We start from the raw sequence: 25718 nt of genomic DNA, 5'->3' as shown, positions 1-25718 counted from the left end.
CGTAGCTTCTCTGCAAGAGGCAGCATTCCCCAGGAAAGAAAAGCTCCTCTAATTTTGCCATAGTAAAAATGATTAGAAGTCAACTAAAATATAGCAATCCTAAATTGGTTGTAATAAGTTTTTTAATAATTAAAAAGAGCTGAAAAACTTGAAAATTATGACTCCTGACTCCTGACTCCTGACTCCTAAATACTCCCAAAATACCACAACCGATCGGAGGATTTCTATAGTAATTTTACATTAATTTTTACTATATTTTGCAGATGAAGTATAATTAATTGACAAAAATATAAAAATCTGATTTGATTTTAAGCCAAATGAAAACTGCATTAATTACAGGCGCTTCCTCTGGAATAGGTGAAACTTTTGCTCAAGAATTAGCAGCAATAAAAACCAATCTAGTATTAGTTGCTCGTTCCGAAGATAAACTACAAAAATTAGCAAATACTTTACAGAGTAAATATCAAATTCAGACTGATGTAATAGTTCAAGATTTAACAGCATCAGGAGCAACAAAGTCTCTATTTGAAGCAGTTTCTCAGAAAGGATTAACTATAGATTTATTAGTTAATAATGCTGGTTTTGGTGACTATGGAAATTTTGCTGGAAGACTTCTAGAAAAGCAAGTAAATATGATTCAATTAAATATTACTGCTTTAGTAGAATTAACACATTTATTTTTACCAGGAATGCAACAACGCAAATCTGGTGGAATTATTAATGTTGCTTCAATTGGTGGATTTCAACCTTTGCCTTATATGTCCGTTTATGGTGCAACAAAGGCATTTGTTTTAAGTTTTAGTGAGGCTTTGTGGGCAGAAAATCAAGATTCAGGAGTGAAGATATTAGCCCTTTGTCCTGGACCTACAGAATCAGATTTTTTCCAGAGAGCAGAATTTCCGGGGTCTGGAGGAAAAACTTCCATGGAAAAATTGACCTCTGCAGAAGAGGTAGTACGAGATGCTCTTCAGGCATTAGAAAAAAATCAATCTAATGTTGTTACAGGAGGATTGTTAAATCAAGTAATTGTTAATACTTCTCGTTTCCTTCCACGAGAGACTTTAGCTGGTGTAGTAGAAAAACAGTTTAAAAGTTTTGACCAAAATAAGTAAGTATAGTGCTACGCGCAAGTCAAAAGTAGTCTATCACTAAGTTTTTCCTGCCTAAATGTTCAGCTAATCAGCTAACAGAATTTACCAATGTCTGTGCCCTAAATGCACAGTCTTATAGAACCCATTTTGGCTCTATGAAAAGGGAGTAGGGGAGTGGGGGAGATGGCGAGATGGTGAATAGAGGGGCCTAGATTCTACTCTCGATCTCCTGAATTCTATAGGGGCGAAGAGCGAATTGCCCCTACGACTCCTGACTCAAGAGCCAAAAACCCTTACTTTTACCAAGATACCAAATGGCTTCTATAAATATAGTTATCTATTGCCAAAATGGTCATTTCCATCTTAAATCTAAGAATAGAATACTAAGATTAGACTTGACAAATAAAAGAGGATTATGTTAAACAAACGGTCGATAGTAGCATGGGTAATGGCACTATTAGTAGCATTTTTGGCGAGTTGTAGTTCTCCAACTCCACCGCCAACCTACTCAGATGCTCAATTACAGAAAATTGAACAATATACGGCCAGAATAGTGGCTTTGCGCGATCGCATGAGTGAACTAGAAAGCCTAATTCAACAGGAAGAATGGATAAATGTAGATACGTTTATCCACGGGCCATTGGGAGATTTGCGGAGTAAGACTAATTATCTGACCCAAAGTCTACTATTGGCAAAAGACAAAACACCTGTGCTGGATGCAGCAAAACAAGTATTTGAAGACTTAGAGGACATTGATGTAGCAGCAGCAGAAGGGGATAAAAAGCAAGCTCTGAGTGAGTACAAAAAAGCAGTAGCTGATTTTGATACTTTCTTAGGCTTAGTGCCAAAAGATAGTTAAATAGCTATAAGCTTTCAGCTTTCAGCTCAAGTCAAAACTATAGCAATCTTAATAATTAGGTTGTAAAATTTTACTGTAGGGGTTTGGTCTCTCAACCTAAGCAAAAATGGGATTTGGAAACCAAACCCCTACCATTTTTTTCATCTTTACAGATTTACAGAAGTCAAAAGTCATAAAACTCAATTTTATCGGCTAAAAAGTTTGATAATACAACAGTTTCAGGCAATTATTTAACATTTAAAGGAGCGAAACTATTTGTGACATCTAGTTAATTAGTATTACGTCATAAGATGAGAAAAAAAGAAGATTCCGTATTTCAATCCCGATGTTTCAAACAGAGATACTGATAACTGATAACTGATAACTGATAACTGAAATCACACCTACTCCCTAGAAAAAAAAATGAGTCATATAGTAATTATTGGATGTGGAATAGTTGGAGCGGCGATCGCTTATCAACTTAGCAAAATAGAAGGTTTAAAAATTACAGTTTTAGATAAACAAATGCCAGCTCAAGCATCTACGGGTGCTGCTTTAGGTGTTTTGATGGGAGTTATTAGTCAAAAAGCTAAAGGTAGACCTTGGAAAATGAGGCGCATGAGCGTGGAAACTTATCACAGTTTAATTCCTGAGTTAGAAGCAAAAATCAATCGCCCTATTTCCCATAACCGTCAAGGTATTGTACAGTTATGTTTGCCTGGAGACGATCTAGATAAATGGCAAAGATTAATAGATATTCGGGAAGCAGACGGTTTGCCATTAGAAATGTGGGATGTGGAACGAGTAAGCGATCGCTGCCCCCAACTCCAAACATCCGAAGTTACAGCAGCTATTTATTCTCCCCAAGATTTACAAGTTAACCCTGTTGAGTTAACTTTAGCTTTAGTCGAAGCTGCTCAACAAAATGGTGTCAAGTTTCATTTTGGAGTTACTGTTGCGCAATATAAAACTATTTCCCATCCCAAAAACGAATTTAGTTGTCGTCAAGTACACATAAAAAGTTTAGATGAAACAAAAAAAGCTCCTGCTTTAGCAGATGTTGACTGGTTAGTTGTTGCTGCGGGGTTGGGTTCATTACCATGTTTGCAAGGAATAAAAGGAGGTAAACTACAGTCCCTGCAACTGAAGCGCAAATCTAATGTTGATAATAGATTTACCATTGTACCTGTATTAGGTCAAGCCGTACATTTGCAAGTGCCAGCACCTTTAGGAAACCCAGATTTTCAGCCAGTTATAACTGGGGATGACGTGAATATTGCACCAGTGACAGAAAATGAATATTGGGTGGGAGCAACAGTTGAATTCCCCAACGATATTGGTGAAGTGGTTGCTGACTCCAATTTATTAGATACGGTGATGGCGAGAGCAATTAGTTTTTGTCCGGGTTTAGCAGATGCAACTATTCTCAGGAAATGGTCTGGTTTGCGACCTCGCCCAGAAGGTCAAGCAGCTCCTGCAGTTGGTTATTTAGAAGGGTTTAAAAATGTGTTGTTAGCAACTGGTCATTATCGGAATGGAGTGTTGTTAGCTCCGGCGACAGCAGAAGCAGTTGAGAAAATGATTGTGAAGTGAAGTCAGAATTTAGAATTCAGAAGTTAAATTATTGCTGTTATCGAAAAATTCTGGTCTAAAGCCTCCTCTTTTAAGGGGATAAAAAAAAGAGCATATTCCGTATTTCAAGCATCCTTATTCCATAGAGGTACTGATAACTGTTAACGGAGTTCCTCCGATCAGAGGCTAACTGTTAACTGATAACTGAAATGACCATGTTTTTCTATTCTTATTTTCCTTCCTTTCATGTAATTATTACAACTATAGTAATCCTAAATAGGTTGTAAGATTTTATTGCAGGGGTTTGGTCTCCAAACCCTAGCCAACATAATAGACATCTCCAGAAAAGAAGGAAGAAGGAATAGGGAACAGGAGAGAATAATTGATAATTTATGGATAATAATTGATTTTATTTGTCATTTTTGGAGTAGTCTAATGGGGTTTGGTTTCCAAACCCCTACAGTTTTTTTCACATCTCATTCCTGATTGCTACACTAGATTTTCTATTATATATAGATTTGTACTTAATTTAAGTTTTTATAATTAAAGTTTGTAGGGTTTGAGCAATATCTATATCTATACTTCGGGCTAGAGCAATACTACAAACAAAAACTTTTTTATCGCTTATATGATAATATCTTGATCTCGAAAATTATGATTGCTAACCAAAATACAAATAACATTTCTCCTAAAGAATATCTAGCAGGAGAAGAAATAAGTTCCGTCAAACACGAATACATTAACGGACAAGTATACGCAATGGCAGGTGCTAGTGATGCCCATGTCACAATTTCCCTCAACCTAGCTTCAGCATTAAGAAATTTTCTGCGAGGCAGTGGTTGTCGCGTCTATATGTCAGACATGAAAGCTCATATAGAAACTGCCAATACATTCTACTATCCCAATGTCATGGTAACTTGTGATGCCAGAGAGATCAAGCATTGACAAACCATAAAAAATATCCTTGTTTAATAGTGGAAGTTTTATCTGACAGCACAGAAGCATTTGATCGGGGTGACAAATTTGCTAACTATCAGCAATTACAAACTCTACAAGAATACGTCTTAATTAACCAAAAACGCCAACGTTTGGAATGCTTCCGTCGTAATGCAGAGGGACTTTGGGTATTACATACCTACACTCAAGGCAGTGAAATTCACCTAGCAAGCATTGACTTTCGTACTAGCATTGATAATTTGTATGAAGATGTCAGTTTTGGGGAAACATAGTTTTAGTAGACCGAAACATATTAAATGGTGCGTTACGACGGATTGTTAAATACCTTTCACCGTCTAAATTTTAGCCGCCTAACGCACCCTACTGGACCGACACAACTAATTTAGTGCATTAGGGAGTAGGGGAGTGGGGGAGTAAGGGAGTAGGGGAGCAAAATTTTTGTTGGGTTTCGGTTCCTCAACCCAACCTACATCTATTGCACCATTTAAGGTGTGTCAGTCCACTACTAGAATTATACAGATGTCTATTCTTTTAAAGCAGATAAAACCTGGTCATGAATTATCCCATTACTCACAACCACACCCCGGTTATCAACCATTTTCGAGCCATCAGCAAAATTCAAAGGTTTACCATTTAGATCAGTGACGCGCCCTCCTGCTTCCTCAACAACGATCGCTCCAGCAGCATGATCCCAAATATTTTCTCGGTAGTTTGGAGACTTCGGTGAGGGCAAACGCAAATATAAAGCAGCTTTTCCAGATGCCACAATACCATATTTTGCTTGGGAGTCTACCCTAACTGATGGCTCGGTAATACCTGCTGCTTTTGCTACAGCATTCTGACGATCTTGGTCGCCGTGGGAACTTTCCACACTTTCAACAAACCGGAGATTAGCAGTATCATCCGCCTGCACAACCTTAATTGGAGTCAGTTCGCCTCCTGCTATTGGCATCATTGCTGCCCCTTCACCCCGCACTGCTACATATAGCATTCCTGGTTTGTTGTTTTCTACTGGCATCGCCGGACAAGCTAACACCCCGACCTTAACTTCTCCTCCTTCCACTAATGCTAATGCTACTGCATATTGGTCTTGACGTAAGAACCCTTTTGTGCCATCAATGGGGTCTAACGTCCAATAACGAGGTCCAACTTTACCGTTACCTTGGTTAATCCACTGTACCACCTGTTCTGGGGTAGCATCTGCAATTTGTTCCTTTACATAATTTGTCACTTTTGTCAAGTTTTCTGCCATTTCTGGAGTCTGTAAATCAGTTGCATCTTCTTCTCCCACCACTGGGTCATCCGGAAAAACCTCAGCTAAAACTTTGCAAATCAACGCCTGAGCGCCATAGTCAGCAATAGTTACAGGACTTTTGTCGCCCTTTTCCATTGCGGGGGGTATATTGCCACGCACCTGTTCACAGAGTTTAGCTGCTGCTAGGGCAGATTCTATTGCTATTTGTTTTTCGCGATCGTATGCCATGAGTAATTTTAAATTAGGTACTATTCATAGAATATATTAGATTTGTCAAGTTAAAAATTGTGGGAAGTCCAGTAGGGTGTGTTAGCGTTTGCGCAGCATTCCGTTTGCGAAGCATTCCGCAGGAAAGGAAAGCGTAACGCACCATCTTTTAATCCACTGAGCAAAGCGTAACGCACCATTTCTTAGGGAAGCTTAACCCATCCCACAGATTACTTGATAATTAATTCCTTATGTGATTTTTGAGTTAATATTAATAGTGGTGCGTTACGGCTAGCGCCTAACACACCCTACTGAATTGAGGGTGAATAAGAGTTACGCAGCGAAACAAGAAACCGGGTTTATTACCTTGATTATTTTCAAGTCAGAGTCCAGTAGGGTGTGTTAGCGTTTGCGCAGCATTTCGTTTGCGAAGCATTCCGCAGGAAAGGAAAGCGTAACGCACCATCTTTTATGAATGCTTAACCCGCCATTTTTTAGGGAAGCTTAACCCATCCCACAGATTACTTAATCATTAATTCCTTATGTGATTTTTGAATTATATAGTGGTGCGTTACGGCTAGCGCCTAACGCACCCTACTGGCGCTGAGTGGGGTAAAGTAATATAATGCAACGCACCCCTGCTAACAGATTACCCCTTCGTAAATGTCCACCAAACAATATTAGTATTTTGGTGATTCGCCGAAAACCGGATGGTCAGGCGATTAAGAGTTATCATTAAGACATGGACGGCGCTCCACCGCCCAGATTGCAAGGCTGTTTTGCCTATTAACAGTTGTGCGTAACTTCATAACTATAACATGGTTCAAAAATAGAGGGATATCTATTTGATAACTTTTATCTTGAGTTGGACAATATCTCAAATAAGAATTATGGACTTGGCTGAGATTTCAAGTATTCTAGAAATTCTAGTAACTCTTGGTAGGTTAAGTATTTAGGCATATATTTCTCATAAGTTTCTTCAAGATAATTTTGTTCCCGTAGTCTGCTCCACCCCAAGCGAGCGACCTCTGTATTTTTTTGGGATAAAGCATCTAAAAAACTACAAAGCTGACTCCTGTCAACATGACTAATTTCCAGGAAAAAAAATTTGTATTGGGGTTTGTATACTGATTGTTAAATGATTTTTTAAATGATGCTGTACTTTCAGCAATTGTTCTTCTGTAAATTGTTGAAGTGATTGTTTCCCGTAAACTTGCCTTAAATATATTCGCCTATCTCGATTACTCCAATGCAACTTTCTGATATCGTCATTAATTAAAGCAATAATATCGGATTTAGTTATGAGTTGGGGAGTGAGACTGTCTTGTGTTTTTTTAGGTCTATATTTTTCTTTAATCCGAGTTACTTGCTGTTGAAATTTAGCTCCTTTTTGAGGATTTATCATACATACAAAATTAGCAAATCCTTCAATTGAGGCAATAATATCACCACCTTGAGAGTTCCCCCAATGTCGATTTTCTAAACCGTATTTCTCAAGATTATATAGAGTAGCGCGGAAGCGTTTTAAAGTTTCTCTAGAAATATTCAACTCACTATTGACAACAATTCCAGTAACTTCTTGTCGCCGAGATTTCCGCATAATTATAGTTTTATTTTCGTTAATTTCAAAGTCTTGGAATCTGACAATTAATCGCGTGTTTTTCAGAATCTGAGAAATATATTTGAGACTCTCTCCAGAACCAGAAAAAGTTAGGTCATCAGCATAACGAGTATAATTAAAACCATATTTTATAGCCATTTCAGTTAACCTGCTATCTAACTTCCGACAAAGAAGGTTACTAATAGCTGGACTACTGGGAGAACCCTGGGGTAAATGTAAGCATTCAGCCGTCAGCTATTAGCTATCAGCAAAGAATAAATTAGCCTCTAAAGAGAATTAAAAGTTATGAATAAAGTTGGTCATCAGCTAATCTTAGAATTGCTTGATTCTTTACAAAAGCTCTTTGCCCAGCATTCCGCATTTCGTGCAGAATGCTAATAGGTGAATACTTACGGGTAAATAACGTTCTGTCCAGGATAATAATTGATGTGGTTTTCCTTCCCATTCTATCTCTTTTAATTTTGGTGCAGTACAAATTAAACCAAAGATTATTGATGCTGTTTCTGAGTATCCAAAAGATTTAAAAAGCCCTTTAACTCGTTTATATGAAATAGAAGGAAAAAAGTCTTTTAAGTCAATATTAATAATAACTTCTTTCCCTAAGTGTGGTCGAGCATTCGTAACTATGGAACATTGAGTACGGAATCCGTGAGCAGCATCGTGTGGTTTGATTTTGGTTAAAATATTATTTAGAATCCAGTTTTGTGCTTTTTTCAATTGAGGAATAGGTGCAGATATGTTTCGTTCTCCACCAGTTTTTTTTGGTATTTTAAAATTAGTATAGTGGTATTTTTTTTGTGAATAAACTAACCAACGTAATCCGGAAATACTAATTCCTATAGCAGCAGCAATCTCTTCATGGGAATTACATAATGGTAAGTTATTTTCCCGTAATTTATTCTCATTAAATTCGGCATTTATTGCACGTTTTTTATGAAGATAACAAGCACGTTCTAGTTTTCTACAGAGCCATCTTTCGAGTCGTTCTAACTCTTCTCCTGCCCAAGCATATCCATCTAATATATCAGTTTCATATTCCCAAGAGGGAGGAAAATATTCGGGAAATATTTCTGACAATTCATCATAATCACTGTACCAATTTTCATCATAAAAAATCCAATTATCCTGCTGATAATACCAATCATCATCATACTCTATTGGGGGAGATTCGTGTTGATAATCGCGACCAATTAACTCCAGCATTTGTTGAGACATGGCAGTGTATTCTCGGTCTCCCAAAAGTAAGGATGCTTGCTTCAAGTCTTCTCTAGCACCTTGGTCATCTCTTTGCCGTCGCCGAACTAAAGCTCGGTAGTGATATGCTTTAGTATAGTTAGGATTAAAACTGATAATTTGGTTAAAGTATTCAATAGCTTGTTCGTAGTTTTTTTGACCGTAGTATTCAATACCATTTTTAATAATTTCATCTAAGTCCATATCGAAAATTAGAAAATATTTGACTTTTTCTTTTAAGACATATATTTTTTTTTATACTGCGGTAATCAATCTATTTTACCAATTATTTCTAACCAGATTAAACAGCTACTATCAGCAATAATTAAATCAGTCATTACTTACCTCTTCCCGCAATTATTCAGCATAATAATTAAAATTAGGGATTTTATATTGTCCTAAAACTTCTATAAAATCTCATTTAGAATATCCTGCTAATTTTGCTGCTTTTCCTAAAGAAAGTTTATTAACTTCATATAATTTTATTGCTAAGAATAACTTAGCCTCATTTTCAGAAATTCCCTGATGAAGTTCACAAACTAAATTCATAATTACTCCTTTTTTTGTGTTTGTTTCTATATTATAAGGTAAAACAGTCCAGTAGGGTGAGGTACACCCACGCGAGCAAGATGCACGGTTCCCGAAAAATCGCACTAATTATTAATATCTTTCCTTCTTCCTTCTTTCTTCTTCCTTCTTCCTTCTTAACTTAACCATAAAAAATCCATCCATTTGTTCTCTATGAGGCCAAACTTTTATCCATCCTTCTGTACAAGGAGAAACTATAAAATCAATGTTCGGGGCTTCAATTTCCCACTCAGAATTATTAGCTAAAAACTCTTCAATAATTCCCTCATTTTCTAAAGGATAAATTGTGCAAGTCGCATATACTAAAATTCCTCCAGGTTTCACCCATTTAGCAGCAGTTTCTAATAATTCACTCTGAAGTTTTGCTAGTTCTTGAATATTCTCTAAAGTTTGTCTCCACCGCGCATCTGCCCGACGGTGTAAAGTTCCTAAACCAGAACAAGGTACGTCTAATAAAACTCGGTCAGCTTGATTAATAAATTGTGGTAAATTTCGACTATCACCTGTAGAAATAGAAATAGATTTTAACTGCAATCTTTCGGCATTTTGCTCTAATTTTTTCAGTCGAGAAGCAGTTTTATCAATAGCAAAAATTTTACCATTATCTCCCATTAATTCTGCTATATGAGTTGTTTTACCTCCAGGAGCAGCACAGGCATCAATTATTATTTCTCCTGGTTGGGGATTTAATAAATAACTAACTAATTGAGCGCTACTATCTTGAACTGACGACCAACCTTCGTTATAACCTGGTAATTTTTGGATTTTACCGACTGCTCCAGTTAATCTTAATGCTTGGGGAAGTTGGGAAATTCTGCTAACAGAAATACCTGTATTTTTAATTGCTATTTCTACTTCTTCAAGAGAAGTTTTGAGAGGATTAATTCTTAAATCAATACTTGGAGATTGATTGAACCATGAACATAATTCTTCTGCTTCGGTTAAACCTAATTTTTCTATCCAATATTCAATTATCCAGTCAGGAAAACTATAGGATATTCCTAATTTTTGCACTGGATTTTCTGGCAGATTTATAGTCAAGTCGCGCCGAATATATTCTCGGAGTAAACCATTAACAAAACCAGCTAATTTAGCAAACTTATTTTGTTTAGCTAACTCAACCGTTGTATCAACTGCTGCCGATTCGGGAATGTGTTCTAAATAAGATAATTGATATAAACCAATATGGAGAATAATGCGTAAATCAGGGTTTTGTTGATGAGATTTCTTTTTAGCTAATTCGTCGATAATAGCATCAAGCGATCGCTCTCTTCTGACACAACCATAAACTAATTCTGTAACTAATCTGCGGTTAGCATCAATTAAGTCATTTTTTCTCAGATATTTATCTAAAGCAAAATCAGCAAAAGCTTGTTTTCGATATATTTCTTGGAGGATGATAAAAGCTAATTGACGGGGGTTATTATTCATAAAAGGGAATAGGGAATAGGGATTAGGGAGTAGGGAGTAGGCAGAAATAATTGATTTTATTGTTTATTATTGGAGATGTCTAATAGAAATAAAGATAGGTGTACCTCATTAGTCTGAGAAATACTATAACATAATTTGGAGCTATGACTTTAACTTTTTTACCCAAACAATAAACCGGGTTTATTGCCCTAATATTGTTGCTAAAATCATAAATTCTATAAACCAGGTTTATGAACCTGAAAATTGCTATAATCAAGAAAAAAATTAGGAGAAATTATGATGAATTTTAATTTAACTAATCAAGCCGAAAATTATACTAACTCTTTGATTAAAATTAACCACTTTTCTAGCTCTTTATTTTCATCATAATTTTCCGAATTTTCCTCTGTTTTTTGTTCGGTGAGCTGACTTGTCTTTTTTGGCTCAAGGTCAGCACTAAGTTGAGGGTTAGGCTGAACATTTACTTGGGCAAAGATTAGACTATTAACTTGCTTAGTGCCTGGATATACTGGAAAAAAACTTGTCACTATTATAAGGTAAAGAACTAGACAAGACAGCTATTTTCAGCACAGCTAATAAGGTCTGTTTAGGTAGTTTAACCAGAAATTAGAATACCCAAAAAGAGAATTTTTAAATGTCTATTATAGCAATTATTGATTGTAGATGAATGGGTACAAAGCGATCGCCTGTTTATTATGATATTCAAAGTCACTCTAACTAGGGTATCCTAAATAAAAGTCACTAACTTTAACAAATCAATTTTCAATGACTATCTCAACTCCAAACACCCCTAAACACAAGAAAGCTAAAGCTCTCAGACCAGGTGCCCGTCGTCCTGCTAAAGAACTCTGTAGCGAATGTGGTTTGTGCGATACATATTATATCCATTATGTCAAGGACGCCTGTGCATTTCTTAATCAACAATTCGACAACCTTGAACAACAAACTCACGGACGCACTCGCAACCTGGATCGGGAAAATGAAACCTATTTTGGCGTTCATCAAGATATGATGGCAGCTCGAAAAAAACAACCTATTGAAGGCGCACAATGGACTGGTATTGTGAGTACGATCGCCTGTGAAATGCTCAACCAAAATATTGTTGAGGGTGTGGTTTGTGTGCAAAACACGAAAGAAGACCGCTTTCAACCAATGCCAGTTATTGCTCGGACTCCAGAGGAAGTATTGGCAGCAAAAGTTAATAAACCGACTCTTTCTCCTAATCTTTCAGTATTAGAAGAAATTGAAAAATCTGGCATGAAAAAATTATTAGTAATAGGGGTTGGTTGTCAGATTCAAGCATTACGAGCTGTGGAAAAACAATTAGGTTTAGAAAAGCTCTATGTTTTGGGAACTCCTTGTGTGGATAATGTGACAAGAGAGGGTTTGCAAAAGTTCTTAGAAACTACAAGTAAGTCTCCAGAAACTGTTGTACATTATGAGTTTATGCAAGATTTTAGAGTACACTTTAAACATGAGGATGGCTCGATAGAAAAAGTACCTTTTTTTGGTTTGAATACCAAAAAGCTAAAAGATATTTTTGCTCCTTCTTGTCTGAGTTGTTTTGACTATGTAAATGGTTTAGCAGATTTAGTAGTAGGATATATGGGAGCTACCTTTGGTTGGCAGTGGATTACTGTTAGAAATGAGACGGGAAAAGAGATGTTAGATTTGGTGATGAATCAATTAGATACTCAACCTGTTATATCTCAGGGAGATAGACATCAAGCTGTTCAACAAAGTATTCCAGCTTATGACCAAGCTGTAACTTTACCAATGTGGGCCGCAAAATTAATGGGAGTTGTAATTGAAAGAATTGGTCCTAAAGGTTTGGAATATGGGCGGTTTTCTATTGATTCCCATTTCACAAGAAATTATCTCTATGTAAAGCGGAATCATCCAGAAAAATTAGAGGCTCATGTGCCAGAGTTTGCTAAGAAAATTGTCGGGCAATATAAGTTGCCAGAATAATTTTTTGTTGTAGGGTTTTGAGGTAATATTTTCCCAATATCTCTACACAGTAGGGGCAAATGGCCATTTGCCCCTACAGGGTTTTGGTTGTAACTTGAGGTCATCAATCTGAAAAGCGCTGTAATATAAAGTACAGAGATTTTTGCTTCAAGGTAGAACGCAGAAGTTTTGTATTCAACATTTCTGGAAAACCGTTAAAATTCCTTAATTTAATAATTCTAAATTCTGATAATTTTCATAAGATTAATTCGATGATTTTTTTAATTTGCTTGAATTGATAATTTTCAACTAAACAAGTTAATTTCTCAGCTAATAAAGAATGTATTCCTGGGATTTCTGCAATCAACTCTAAAGCCATATCATCATTTAAAACTTTACTTGCATAATACAACTTTTCTAACCATTCTGGAGCCATGATCATTAAATCCTCTGGTTTTAAAATTTCTATTTTATTGCTTCCAGCTTCCTCCTCTTCTTGTGCATAAATATATTCTACTCCTAAATGTTTTTTCATTGTTGCAAAAATCATTGATTCTCGGAAAGGTTTTCTCACAAAATCATCACACCCTACTGATAAAATTATTGATTTTTCTTCTTCTAATACACTGGCAGTTAAGGCTATTATTTTCGTGTTTTTTCCTTGTTTTGTGGCTTTAATATATTCAGTTGCATCATAACCATTCATTACGGGCATTTTCATATCCATCCAGATTAAGTCTGGATGCCAATTCTTCCAGATTTCAATTGCTTCTTGACCATTTATACCTTCTTTTAGTTCAAATTTTAATGGCTCTAGTAATTTGATTAATAATTGACGATTAATTTGGATATCATCTACGATTAGTATTTTGTAACTGGGCTGATTCGGTTTTAATTCAATGGGATAACGCTCTTTTGTTTGGGCTTTTACTGCTGTGGAATTAACTAGATTTACCTTAATATAAAATGCAAATATAGTACCTTTTTGAACTTCACTTTTTACAGTAATATTTCCTCCCATTAATTCTACAAAAGCACGGGTTATAGACAATCCTAAACCTGTGCCTTCTTGACTTTTTTTTCCTGATTCTGTTTGACTAAATATTTCAAATACTTGATTTAATTCTGCTGCTGCTATCCCTACCCCTGTATCTTCTACCGTAAATAGTAATTTGGCAGTATTAATTGTTGGATTTTTGATTTCTAAGAGAGATTTTTGAGTTTCTAACACAGGCAAGATATTTTTGCTATCCTGAGTTTTTACTTTGACAAATATGCCACCTTCAAAAGTAAATTTAATTGCATTATTCAGTAAATTAATTAAAACTTGACGTAATTTGGTTTCATCAGTGCAGATATATCTGGGGATAGTCTTATCTATTTCAAAAATTAACTCTAAGCTTTTGGCTTCAGCTTTGATTTCAAAAAGAGTCTGAATTTCATTTAAAAGAAAATATAGGTCAAAATTCTTAGGTTGGAAACTTTGTTTTCCGGCTTCGATTTTAGCCAATGCTAAAATATCATTAATTAAACTGAGTAAATATTCCCCACTACGATTAATTATCTCGATATTTTCTTGGACTTCTTGAGTTAAATAAATATGATGTTTGAGAATTTGAGAAAAGCCTAAAATTGCATTTAAAGGTGTGCGTAATTCATGGCTCATATTGGCAATAAAACGACTTTTGGCAAGGTTGGCAACTTCGGCTTTTTCTTTAGCTATAATTAATTCTTGCTCGGCTTGTTTCCGCTCAGATATATCTTGAAAAGAACCATATAACCTAGTGCAAATATGATGATTAAATTCTGCTTTTCCTGTCGTGATGACCCAAATTTTCTTCCCTTTTGCTGTTACCAATTTTAATTCTTCATTCCAAGGTTTACCCTTTTTTATCCCCCTTTCCATAGCTTGAATCATAGTATTACGACTTTCCCCTTCTGGATAAAAATTAATTGCTGTTGCTAAATCAGGCTCAAAATCTAGTGCAACTTCATGAATTTCTTTAGTTATAGCTGACCAATAAAGTTTTTGCTCAATCAGGTCTAATTCCCATGCACCGATACGAGCTTGACAACTCATAGCTTCTAACATTTCTTGCTGATGAGCTAGTTTAATTTCAGCTTGTTTGCGATCGCTAATATCACTCAAAACACCAATTACACAATCTTGACCATTTAAGTGACTTACTGTTGCTGAGAGGAGAATAGTTTTCTTTATACCTGATTTGATCCGAAATATCACTTCAAAATCAGAAATATATCCAGTCTGAGTTAAAGTTTCTCTGAAATATTCAAAATCCTGTAGATCATCCCATAAATTCATTTCCACACAAGTTTTACCTATCGCTTCGGTGTAAGAGTAGCCGAGAACGCGACTAAAGCTATCATTAACATCTAACCAACGTCCGTCAGAAAAAGTTGCGATCCAAGCAGGTTGAGGACTGCTTTTAAAAATGGTTGAAAATTTTACTTCTGATTGATACAGAGCTATTTCAATTTCTTTGCGTTTGGTAATATCTACAGACATTCCCACTATCCGAACTGGGATATCTTGAGCATTAGTTATAACTTTAGCAGCTACTTGAAGCCATCGCCATTGACCAATATTTTCTGTATCCATTACCCGATGCTCAATTTGAAAAGTTCCTCGATTCTGAATTGCTTCTTTATGAGCATGGTTAAGAGCTTCTCTGTCATCAATATGAACTGCTTCCATAGCTTGTTCATAGGACATTTGGAGTGGATAGGATAAATTCGCTAGAGTCCAGAAAAAGATTTGATTCGTTGTCAGATTTCTTTCCCAAGCGCTTGCCCCTGAAATATCCATCGCTAATTTTAATTGAGTCTCACTTTCCTGTAGAGCAATTTCAACTTGTTTGCGTTCAGTAATATCTATAACTGTACCGATAAATTTAACAACTTTTCCTGAGTCATCATAAACAGGTTTTCCCTTTGCTTGAATATAGCGAGTATTATCTTTTTGGGTAATAATTTTCAAATCTGTATCAAAAGACTGATCGGCTTTAACTGCTGCAATAATTATTTTTTCATAATGTTCTTGACTTTCTGGATGAACCTGTAGAATAGTTAAATCTGGTCTCGGAACAGGTGCTCGATCCTCAGCTTCAAAAATACGATATAATTCCTCTGACAAAATAAATGCTTTAGTAGTGACATCAAATTCCCAACTTCCTACTTTAGCAATATGTTGAGCTTCATTCAGAGCTTCTGTTTTTTGTGCTACTTCTGCTTCTAATTTTTGAGTGTAATTCTGTCTTAACTGTTCACTTTGACGGAGGGAATATTCCATCTGCTCTAACGACTCCGTAAGATTTGCTACTTCTTGAATCATTGTTAGAGGAAAATTTTGATCTAGTTTTCCCTGAGCAATGTTTTGACTAGCTTGAGTTATTTGAGATAAAGACTTAACGAGACGACGGGATGTGTAAAGACTACAGGCGATCGCTCCTACTAATGCTAACCCACATAATACTATAGTACGACGCACATTAGCCTGAATTTCACCTAAAAATACAGATTCGGGTACAATATTGACAATTATCCAATCTAAACCATACTCATCTTGATAAGACTTGACCATCACACACACAGGCATAGAAATGTCAAGATGTAACAATTCTGGTTCTAATAAACCTTGTAAATTATTGCCATATATTTGTTTGACAGCTTCAGTAACATTACGAATTAATGGATCTTGTGACTTGACAGCTTTAAGCCTTGTGGGTGTGTCATTGATGATTACAACCGGAGATTCATCCCCAGAATTAGCAACAATTTCACCAGTTCTCTCCATAATAAAAATACTGCTAGAGCGATCGCCTTTGACTTGTTGCAAAAATTGGCTGAGTTGATGAAGTTCAATATCAATTCCCAAAACCCCTAACAATTTTTGTTGTTCTCCATAAACAGGAGTGCTGGCGGAAATACTAATATTTGTGAGAGCATCTTTCCCCCAAGTGTAAACCGAACTCCAGATAGGTTTTCCCGCTTTAACTGCATCCGTGTACCAAGACATATTATTTCTTTGAGTATTTTTGATGACCTTCAATACCTCCGTTCTATTACCTTGCTCATCAAGTCTGTATTGAGTTAAAACACCAATATTATTTCTGGGAATTTCGGCTATAATTCCTTCTTTATTTGAGACATAACCTGAACCAATAAAGGAACCATCTTCCCCTCCAAAATTGACGAATACAAAATCAAATAACCGAACCTGTCTATAAAAATATTTGCCCAGTGCTGGAAAATCATTGAGGTCTAAAACCCCTGCCTCAAATGCTTCTAAATTGGTCAAATTAATTTCTTGTGCCTTACCCAAATAAGAATCAAGGTATTGATCGATACTCTTTCCTTGTTCACTCATCAATTGGGCAATTAGCTGCCCAATTCCTTTTTCTCCGATACGATAGGATAGATAACATACTAAGCTGACAATAGCAATAACTTGAACGGTAAACTGTACAGTTAATATTAAATAAAGGGGTATTTTGGTTTTATTTTTATAAAAAAATAACATATTATACCAGTTAGTTTAAAAAACAAGAATTATACAAAAATGTGGATATCAAATAGCATTTGTAACAAACACTGATCACGCTTGGTATTAGACAGTTATCTCTTTGTTTCAATATTTACCAAATAATTAATCATTAAATAATTCAGCTTTATTAGCCTTCCTCCATAGGGAAAAAAAGTGCTAGGAGATTTCCTTATATAAGGTTTTTCTTGAGGTAATTATCAATTATCAATTATTAATTATTAATTATCAATTATCCATTATCAATTATCAATTATCCATTATCCATTATCGCCCTTGGTATAAATCAAAAACTAACTACTACCTGATTACGTCCCTCTTTCTTAGCCCTATACAGAGCGCTATCAGCTTTTTTCAAAGCTTGATTGATATCCAGACATAAACAAGAGAGCTTGGCAACTCCCACACTAATGCTAACTTGGACTCTTGTGCCGTCCAAAAGATCGATTTCCAACATTTCAATCGTCCGCCGAATGCGTTCCGCCAAGATTTGACCATCCTCAAGGGTAGTTTCTGGAGAAAAAATCGCAAATTCTTCCCCTCCCATTCTGGCTAAAATATCAGTAATTCGCACGCAATTCTTACAGGTATTGGCGACGGTCTTCAACACCATATCGCCAACGTCGTGACCATAAGTGTCGTTAATACTTTTAAAGAAGTCAATGTCTAGCACTAACACGGTAGCTTCGCGACCAGAACGCTTCGCTCGCTTGATTTCGATGTCAACCTGTTGAAAGAAATAGCGACGGTTTGCCACCTGCGTTAAATCATCGGTGGTTGCCATTAATTGAATTTGCAAGGCTTTTTCTAGAAGCTTTTCTAACCGTCGAGCCATGAGGGCAATTTCATCATTACCAATAACAGGTATCTCAGTTTCCTCAAATGTTTTGGGTACACGAGCCAGAGATTGACTGATTATCTCCAACCGTTGGGAAAAACCACCCTCAACAATATGCCATTGCATTACTACAACAATCGCAATTACTATTAGACTAATAACGATAATGAATATTATCGCCCACTGCTCCATCTGAAAAACAGTGTTTTTTTCCTCCTCAAAATCATCAATAATTCCTTGGGTGTATTGGTTAGAAAATTCCATCAGTTGGTTAACAGTGATTTGCAGTTCTGACAATACCTCTACACTGGTCTCTAACAATTGATTTTTCAGGAGTAGTCTTTCTTGCTCTAAATCTAGAGAAGCTGCCATGAGCTGAAAACCTAGTTGGGTTTGAGAGCGAATTTGCTGGCCTAAGAGCAACATTTCTACAATATTTGGGTTGACTCTATTCTGAGATAGCTTATTCCCTGTATCTTCAAGTTCCATCAGTAGCGAATCAATATGTTTATAAGTCCTATTTAGGGAAGATTTTGTTTTAGCCTCAGCTAGTCTCGGAGCATCCAATGCAATTTTTTCGATTATATGGTTAAGCTTTCTTGTTTGCTCTACCCTAGGTAAATCTTGTTCTATAAATTGATTGACCGTCTGTTTAATCACCTGCATGACTATGACGGAAGAAGTAGTTATCAACAGTAGTACCCCGATAGTAATGGCAAACACCAGTAACATTCTAAATTTGATGGTGTTTATAAATTTCAATTTGTTTTCCTTCATCTCAGCCATCTTGGTTTTCTCTCCATCTTTCTTGATAGAGTTGGCGATAAGGGCGATCTGGTTCAAAAAAACCTCTAGAATTTACCACGCTGGCAGCATTTTTCTGAGTCACTACATAAGGTTGATTCACATATCCGCTAGGGGGGACGCCCATCAAATTACGGTGAATTTCATCAACCAACTGCCAGCCATGCATTAAGAGTGGTTCAGCGACAGAAGCATATTGATAACTCTTATGTTTCATGCGTAATAGTGCTGATATACTACCGTCCCCAGCAGAAATATTGAGGGGGGTGGGTAGATCGCTGGATACCAGTTCGTTAATTGCATGATCGAAATATAAGTCATTAATGGCTAGGGAATGAGTCCATCTATTGCCATAGCGTTTCTGTAAACGACGAATGGCTGGGGGGACTAAAGATGCTGTTTGATCCAGGGGAATATCTTCAACAGATAGCACTGTGCAGCGATCGCAACTTTCGAGTGCTTTAACCATCTGATTCGCTTTTTCCAGAGCAATATTGATCCGGCGATCTGTGAAGACAACCACTCCAGCGGTTTGTCCTTCCTCTGGCTGAACTAATCCTGCTGCTGCTAAGGCTACTTTACGGGAATCGGTAGTAACATTGACTTGGACAGGGGTATTAGGTACTGACCCTGGGTAAGGTGCGACGTGCCAACCCACAATAGGAATTTGCTGCTGCTCAAATTTTTTCAGATAAGAATATGTAGACATCGAGACAATATCTCCTCCGACTAAAATCAGCCCATCTGGTTTGAGAGCTAATGCTTCCACTAGATACTGATGACGCAGAGTAGCTGAACTGCTGATGTCAAAAATTTTTACATCCCAATTCAAAGCTTGGCAAGCTTCTTGAATACCAACCACCACACCAATTATCCCACCATTACGCAGGTCTTCGGCAACTACAACAACTGTTTTGTCAGAGGGATCTGTTCTTTCCAACTTTCGGAAGGTCAAGTTAGAAGCACAACTTAGGAACAAGACAATGACTAAGCCACTAATAAACAGACTGACAAATAATTTTGCGTATTTTTGTCCCATAGATAGAGTGCACAAAGAGTTAATCAGAAATTATAGTATTTTAACAAAATCTTGATCTTTGTAAAAAAGTATAGCGCTAGGGAATAGGGAATAGGGAACAGGGAACAGGGAACAGGAGACTATCAAAGGGTTTCAGAATTTATAAATGTCCTAACCTTTGCTTCGACTGCTATATAAGTAGTCAAGCCAAATTAATTGTATATTTGGTGCTGCTCTTAAGTAGGTAGGCCAAATTATTTTGGCTCTACTTAGGGCTTGCTGAATAAATCTCAAAGTATTGACAAATGAAGGTTTTAGGATTTTTATGTCTGGAAAAAGTGCAAGGTTTTCGGTCTAAAAAGCTTAAAAAGCTAGGATTTTAGGGTGCATAATGCAGAAAAATCACTCTTATAATTCTTCCGACGACTTCCTCTAAATTCGCCATTCCTCCTGACTCTGTACGGACGTTGCACAGGCAAAAATGCGTTTTCCGTTCCGGAATGCTCCGCTTTCCATGTCGCGCAGCGATACGTCCCTACCTCCTGACTCCTACTCCCACCACTTACTACCAATTACCAAAAGTAATGCTATACTTGATTAATACTTCAGTTATTCAGTAATTATCTTGGTAGAATCATATTTTTTCTGATTTAAGGCAATTTAATATTAATTATCATTATTTTTACTTCTCCCGTACAGACGTTGCACAGGCAAAAATGCGTTTTCCGTTCCGGAATGCTCCGCTTTCCATGTTGCGCAGCAAAACGTCCCTACACTCCCCTACTCTGAAATAGATAAAGTTTTTGAGAAATGGTATTATAGTTTTTCAGCAAACTCTACTTATCAAGTATAATTGCTTACAACCTTCAGTCAGAAGTATAAGCGATCGCCTGATTTCGCCCCTGCTGTTTTGCCGTATACATCGCTCGATCGGCCATATCAACCAGAGTCTTCGGTGAACTTTCTGAAGTAGGAATCACACAGGAAATTCCTAGACTAACAGAAACAAGAGGACTTACCTCTGAGCGATCATGGGGAATTCCTAGCTCCTTAATCTCTTGTTGAATCATATCAGCAGTAGCGATCGCTCCTTCCCGATCTGTATTGGGCAAAATGATAGCAAATTCTTCACCTCCATAACGAGCAACAATATCCCTGGGGCGTTTGAGAACTTTAGAAGTTGCCTGTGCAACACGAATTAAACAATTATCACCCTTTTGATGACCATAGTAATCATTATATTTTTTGAAGCAGTCAAGATCCATAATAATTAAGGCGAAAGGTTGTTTTTCTCTTTGACAAGTTTGCCATTCTTTCGCTAAAGTTCGATCAAAAATACGGCGGTTACTAATACCTGTTAAACCGTCTATACTAGCGAAATTATTTAATTCTAATTCCTGTTTTTTTCTTTCAGTAATATCTCTAACTGTAACACTAAAACCATCAGCCAACTTAACTGCTATACAAGAATACCATCTTTTCTCTCCCTTGTAGTCATAACTAAAATCCTTTTCCCAGGATATTCCTGTTTCCACAACTCCAACAAAATCACCAAATAAATTAGGCTCAACTTTGTTGATCAATCTTTTGAAAACCAACTTACCACTTACATCTTCTAGTTGTTGATTAAAAATTTGAGCCATAATAGGATTAACAATTAGGCAACGAAAATCATCTATATTTCCTGTTCTATGGTTTCTGACTGCTTCCAAGGCAGCAATCCCATCAAGGGAATTATTTACAATACTAGAAATCAATGCTCTAGATTGATATAAACTTGCTTCTATTTCTTTTCTTTTTCCAATTTCTTGTTTGAGCTTTTCTTTTTCTTTTTCTAAGAGATTTTGTTGTTGTTTAATCGTTAACTGACTTTTGATTCTTGCTAATACTTCTTCTTCCTGAAATGGCTTTGTAATATAGTCATTTCCTCCTACTTCAAAGGCTTTTACTTTATCAAATACTTCACTTAAAGCACTAATAAAAATAATCGGAATATGTTTAGTTGCATCGTTTGATTTTAAGGATTTACAAACTTCATAGCCATCCATACCTGGCATTTTTATATCTAATATAATTAAATCAGGGGGTTCTATTTCCACTGCTTCAATTGCAGTTTCACCATCGGTAGCTTTTCTAACTTGATAATTTTTTTCCTTTAACATAGATGTTAAAACTCGTAAGTTAGGAATTTGATCGTCAACAATTAATATATTATTTGTTATTATCTCTGATTCCATTATCTTTACCTAATTATTATATTTATAGGACTTACGCAAATAAACCCGGTTTCTACGGTAAATCGTTGTTTTGAGTAATATAAGTCTACGATAAACCGGGTTTATGGGTTCACCTCCGTAAGTTCTGATTTAGTTATTTGGTATTTTTTATGTAAGTTAATGATTATAAACACTCTCTTAATTTTATGTCGAATATTGACCAAGAATAGTATTGATCAAAAATAACTCTTGATTTTACAACTACTTTATAAAAAGTATCCCATTTTTCTGTTCCATTTTTTAGATAATTTGTTCTGTCTTTCCATTTTTTGTTCTATTTTTTAGATAATTTGTTCTGTCTTTACTATTTTTTTGTTGACTATAGTATTAATTCTAGATAATTATACTCAATTCAAAGTAGAGACATTCCACAGAATGACTTTACAAAGGTTTAAATGATAATATTGCAGCTTGAGTTAAGCCTAAAGTCTAAACAGTATGACATCTGGTTTGTTTGATATGTAGCGATCGGTTTATTAATGGATAATGGATAATTGATAATGGATAATTGATAATTGATAATTACCTCTCCCTTTTAGGGAGAGGATTGACACAAAGGGGGAAAATATTTATTTCTCTTGGTCGATTAGATATGGCGTTAGCGAAGCGGCTCTGCAAGAGCGGGAAACCTCGCCATCTATCGACCGCTTTTTCCCTTTGAAAGGGGAGGCTTCAAGGCGTCAATTATCTAATTATTTAATTGTTTAATTATTAATTATTTCGGTAAAATTTTTACGAGTGAAATCATGTTCAGTAGCATCAGTATTATAGCAATTCCCAAGAAGCGTGAGGTACAAAATTCGTTTGTTTTAGGGAACAGGGAATAGGGAATAGGGAACAGGGAACAGGTATGGAGGGAACAGGGAATAGGGAATGAGGAATCAGGAATAGAAAAGAAATTAAAGAGCTTGTGTACCTCATAAGCTTGAGAAACGCTATATACCAATTTCATAAAATATTGCTACAGTCACAACATAGGGAACAGGGAACAGGGAATAGGGGACAGGGAAAAAAACATAATAAAAAAGAGTAAAAAAGGTTTTATTTTTACAATTTATGGGATTTACAATTTTTTATTGTAGTAATAAATCACAAATTAAGATGTAACTGCCTTGTTTGAATTTGGTATTACAAAGTTTCGGTAAGGAAGTAAGAAGTAACAAAGAAGGAAAAACTATTATTGAGCAGATATTTTCCCTAGGTTTACACAAACGATACCAACAGACTTGATAGACAGCGCTTTTTATGATTAGTAAAACACAAAATCTTGGTATTCGGGAGTCGAAAAATGCTTTGAGTTTGCTTGAAATACTGTAGTTTATCGATTTTAAAAGTGCTATAATAAAGGGGTTATACTAATTATCAAAAACTTTCTTATACTTGGAATTTCTATTTCTAAATCCTATTTATTGACGTAATATAGCAATCATATTTAAGTTGTAAGATTTTAGTGGTAGGGGCGTTTTCCTACGGAACATGTAAAACGTTTCGGCGCTTGAGCCGACATGGAAAGCGGAGCATTCCGATAGGAAAGTTGTGCGTAGCTAATGGCCATTTGCCACTACAGGAGTCTTATACCAATTCCCAAAAGTCTTGCTATACTTGGGCGATACTTCAGTTATTAACTTATCGATACAATCAGAATTATTTTTTTGCTGATTTTCGCTAGTAATTATGTTAATTATTTTTATGTTTGCTTCTCCGGTACGGACGCCCTTATGCAACGTCCTTACCTACTCCCGTACTCCCCTACTCTCAAATAGATAAAGTTTTTGAGAAATGGTATTAGGGGCGAAGAGCATTTGCGGAGCATCCCGTAGGAAATCACCCCCTACTGACTTTATAACTTCTGTGAAACGTTATTAAGACCCACTCAAGACACACAGACACTTTCCCACTTACTGAATTTTTATGATGATATTTATTTGCAGTAAAGCATCATTTCCATTACCACAATTTTCTTCCTTATCTGACTACTCTCAAAATTTTCCAAAATATTAACAAGAGGATTTTTATGAATAAAAAACTAAATTTACTGCTATTTTGCCTCTCACTAACAATAGCATTTTTGGGAGCTTCATCCGTAATTAAAGCACAAAATATTCCCGAAAAAAATCATACTAATGATCAGTGGAAAAAAGTTTTTAAAGATTCATTTTCTCACGATTCAGAAGACCCCCCAGTAATCCCCAAAGATGGTACTACTCGAGGTGGTAGTTTGTGTTTGGTTTCTCCTGGTTTAATAGAAGTCGAGGGGAAAATTTCGGATACTCCTCCGATATTAATTTGGAATACTCGTCCGACATTTATTTGGCAAGGAAAATTGGAACAAATATCAATTCGTCCAGCTAATAGTGAGCAGGTTTTGTGGGCTGAAAAAATTCAAGATAATCAGCAAATAATTATTTACAATGGGGAATCATTAAAACCTGGTAATACTTATTATTGGAGAGTATTTGATTCACCTTATTCTGAGTATTCTTGGTCTGATTTCAGAAGAGAGACTTTTAGAGTTATGGATGTTCCACAACGTGAGGTGATTACTCAAGAGTTAGAAAAACTTGAGACTGGTTTAAAACAAGCAAAAGCTACACCAGAAACTATTGCTTTAGCTAAAGTTAAATTTTTGGCTGAACGTAATTTATTTTCTGATGCTTTATCGGAAGCATTTACAGTTAAAAATCCCTCGACCGAATTGGAGAATTTTCGTAGTAATATTTTGCAGCTTTTTTGTCCAAAATTCAATTAGAATTACCCAATTATTAATTATTAATAATTAAATAATTCTGGTTTAAAGCCTCCCCTTTTAAGGGAAAAAAAAGAAATGATATTTCCTGATCTTCAATCCTCTCGGTTTTAACCAGAGGTAATTATCAATTATCCATTATCAATTATCAATTAATGAAAGCAGTTTTCAAGTTGATTGGGTATAAACTTTTAGCAGTTTAAGGAATAATACTACTTTGAGGAAATTTCATTCATTGATAATGGATAATGAATAATGGAGAGTGGATCATAAAAACTCTCTCTAATTAGGGTTTGCTGAAAAAGTCTTTTTTAAGGAGTAGGGGAGCGGGGGAGTAGGGGAGTAATTTTTTTGCTCAACTCTTACCCAAAATGCTAACTTTTTGAGTATAAAGAGCTGAAAACTAGGTACTTTTTCCAGACCTAAATAGGCTAAAACCTTTATCTGTAAATGCTTTAAGATTTAATCAGCAAGCCCTAATTATTAATTATCCATTGAAACGGAGAGGCTTTAAACCGGATTGATTTATTTAAAGTCTTATTCATTGATAAGTCGTCTGGTAAAACTTCAGTCTTATTAGATGCAATTCCCTGTGAAAATAGAAGCCTACGCCATAGCAAGAGCATTGGTGTTATACCATGTATGAAAAAAGAATGCTACAAAAAGTGCATCTCAATGGGAGATAGTTAAAAATAGCTGCTGAAATTCATTCTAGCCAGCTATATCTATTAT

Annotated in this window: 15 protein-coding genes and 1 pseudogene; 6 read left to right on the top strand and 10 right to left on the bottom strand. The window is 35.9% G+C overall.

Going from position 1 to position 25718, the window contains the following annotated elements:
• Positions 1-317: 317 nt before the first annotated feature.
• From ACP6PK_RS17905 to ACP6PK_RS17890, 4 genes and pseudogenes are all read left to right on the top strand, one after another.
• Positions 318-1112, top strand: coding sequence for an SDR family NAD(P)-dependent oxidoreductase (locus ACP6PK_RS17905; RefSeq protein ID WP_094671271.1), 795 nt, complete (start codon positions 318-320; stop codon positions 1110-1112).
• A 394-nt stretch (positions 1113-1506) separates the two neighbouring features.
• Positions 1507-1950 (top strand): photosystem II protein PsbQ, encoded by a 444-nt coding sequence (psbQ, locus tag ACP6PK_RS17900; RefSeq protein ID WP_426561349.1) that lies wholly within the window; start codon positions 1507-1509, stop codon positions 1948-1950.
• 402 nt (positions 1951-2352) lie between these two features.
• Positions 2353-3522 carry an NAD(P)/FAD-dependent oxidoreductase gene (locus tag ACP6PK_RS17895; RefSeq protein WP_426561347.1) on the top strand — a complete coding sequence of 390 codons (1170 nt, stop codon included), beginning with the start codon at positions 2353-2355 and terminating at the stop codon, positions 3520-3522.
• 633 nt (positions 3523-4155) lie between these two features.
• Positions 4156-4730, top strand: a pseudogene (locus tag ACP6PK_RS17890) (Uma2 family endonuclease).
• 251 nt (positions 4731-4981) lie between these two features.
• On the opposite strand, the gene ACP6PK_RS17885 reads toward ACP6PK_RS17890, so the two are convergent.
• The 6 genes from ACP6PK_RS17885 to ACP6PK_RS17860 all read right to left on the bottom strand — a co-directional run bounded on the left by ACP6PK_RS17885 (position 4982) and on the right by ACP6PK_RS17860 (position 11320).
• Complete coding sequence (locus ACP6PK_RS17885) at positions 4982-5941, bottom strand: 3'(2'),5'-bisphosphate nucleotidase (protein ID WP_094675301.1); 960 nt, start codon at positions 5939-5941, stop codon at positions 4982-4984.
• A gap of 1066 nt (positions 5942-7007) precedes the next feature.
• Entirely contained in the window at positions 7008-7775 is a 768-nt protein-coding gene (locus ACP6PK_RS17880) for a reverse transcriptase family protein (RefSeq protein WP_426561400.1), read from the bottom strand.
• Between the two features lie 96 nt (positions 7776-7871).
• Positions 7872-8978, bottom strand: a complete 1107-nt coding sequence (locus ACP6PK_RS17875; RefSeq protein ID WP_426561345.1) for a hypothetical protein — start codon at positions 8976-8978, stop codon at positions 7872-7874.
• A gap of 213 nt (positions 8979-9191) precedes the next feature.
• Positions 9192-9323, bottom strand: coding sequence for a UPF0175 family protein (locus tag ACP6PK_RS17870; protein ID WP_426561343.1), 132 nt, complete (start codon positions 9321-9323; stop codon positions 9192-9194).
• 111 nt (positions 9324-9434) lie between these two features.
• Positions 9435-10793: a 16S rRNA (cytosine(967)-C(5))-methyltransferase gene (locus ACP6PK_RS17865; protein WP_426561341.1), complete on the bottom strand. Its 1359-nt coding sequence runs from the start codon at positions 10791-10793 to the stop codon at positions 9435-9437.
• 311 nt (positions 10794-11104) lie between these two features.
• Positions 11105-11320 carry a hypothetical protein gene (locus tag ACP6PK_RS17860; protein ID WP_426561339.1) on the bottom strand — a complete coding sequence of 72 codons (216 nt, stop codon included), beginning with the start codon at positions 11318-11320 and terminating at the stop codon, positions 11105-11107.
• A gap of 238 nt (positions 11321-11558) precedes the next feature.
• Here ACP6PK_RS17860 and ACP6PK_RS17855 point away from each other — a divergent pair, with 238 nt between their 5' ends.
• Entirely contained in the window at positions 11559-12764 is a 1206-nt protein-coding gene (locus ACP6PK_RS17855) for a Coenzyme F420 hydrogenase/dehydrogenase, beta subunit C-terminal domain (protein ID WP_426561337.1), read from the top strand.
• A gap of 235 nt (positions 12765-12999) precedes the next feature.
• Here the strand turns inward: ACP6PK_RS17855 and ACP6PK_RS17850 are convergent, their stop codons facing one another.
• From ACP6PK_RS17850 to ACP6PK_RS17835, 4 genes are all read right to left on the bottom strand, one after another.
• On the bottom strand, positions 13000-17283 hold the full coding sequence (locus tag ACP6PK_RS17850; protein WP_426561335.1) for a PAS domain S-box protein: 4284 nt from the start codon (positions 17281-17283) through the stop codon (positions 13000-13002).
• A gap of 307 nt (positions 17284-17590) precedes the next feature.
• Positions 17591-18985, bottom strand: a complete 1395-nt coding sequence (locus ACP6PK_RS17845; protein ID WP_426561334.1) for a GGDEF domain-containing protein — start codon at positions 18983-18985, stop codon at positions 17591-17593.
• A complete protein-coding gene (locus ACP6PK_RS17840) occupies positions 18921-19985 on the bottom strand; it encodes an ABC transporter substrate-binding protein (RefSeq protein WP_426561332.1) in 1065 nt (354 codons plus the stop codon). Before ACP6PK_RS17840 ends, ACP6PK_RS17845 begins: the two co-directional genes overlap by 65 nt.
• 845 nt (positions 19986-20830) lie before the next feature.
• Positions 20831-22201 carry a diguanylate cyclase domain-containing protein gene (locus ACP6PK_RS17835; protein WP_426561330.1) on the bottom strand — a complete coding sequence of 457 codons (1371 nt, stop codon included), beginning with the start codon at positions 22199-22201 and terminating at the stop codon, positions 20831-20833.
• Positions 22202-24254: 2053 nt separating this feature from the next.
• Between ACP6PK_RS17835 and ACP6PK_RS17830 the strand changes: the two genes are divergently transcribed.
• Positions 24255-24989 (top strand): hypothetical protein, encoded by a 735-nt coding sequence (locus ACP6PK_RS17830; protein ID WP_094677751.1) that lies wholly within the window; start codon positions 24255-24257, stop codon positions 24987-24989.
• Positions 24990-25718: the final 729 nt, after the last annotated feature.

This window comes from Dapis hubbardiae BLCC-M172, from assembly GCF_050016015.1.
Lineage (GTDB): Bacteria > Cyanobacteriota > Cyanobacteriia > Cyanobacteriales > Microcoleaceae > Trichodesmium.
Note: the sequence above shows the minus strand (reverse complement) of the source record. Positions and strands in the feature narration are given on the sequence as shown.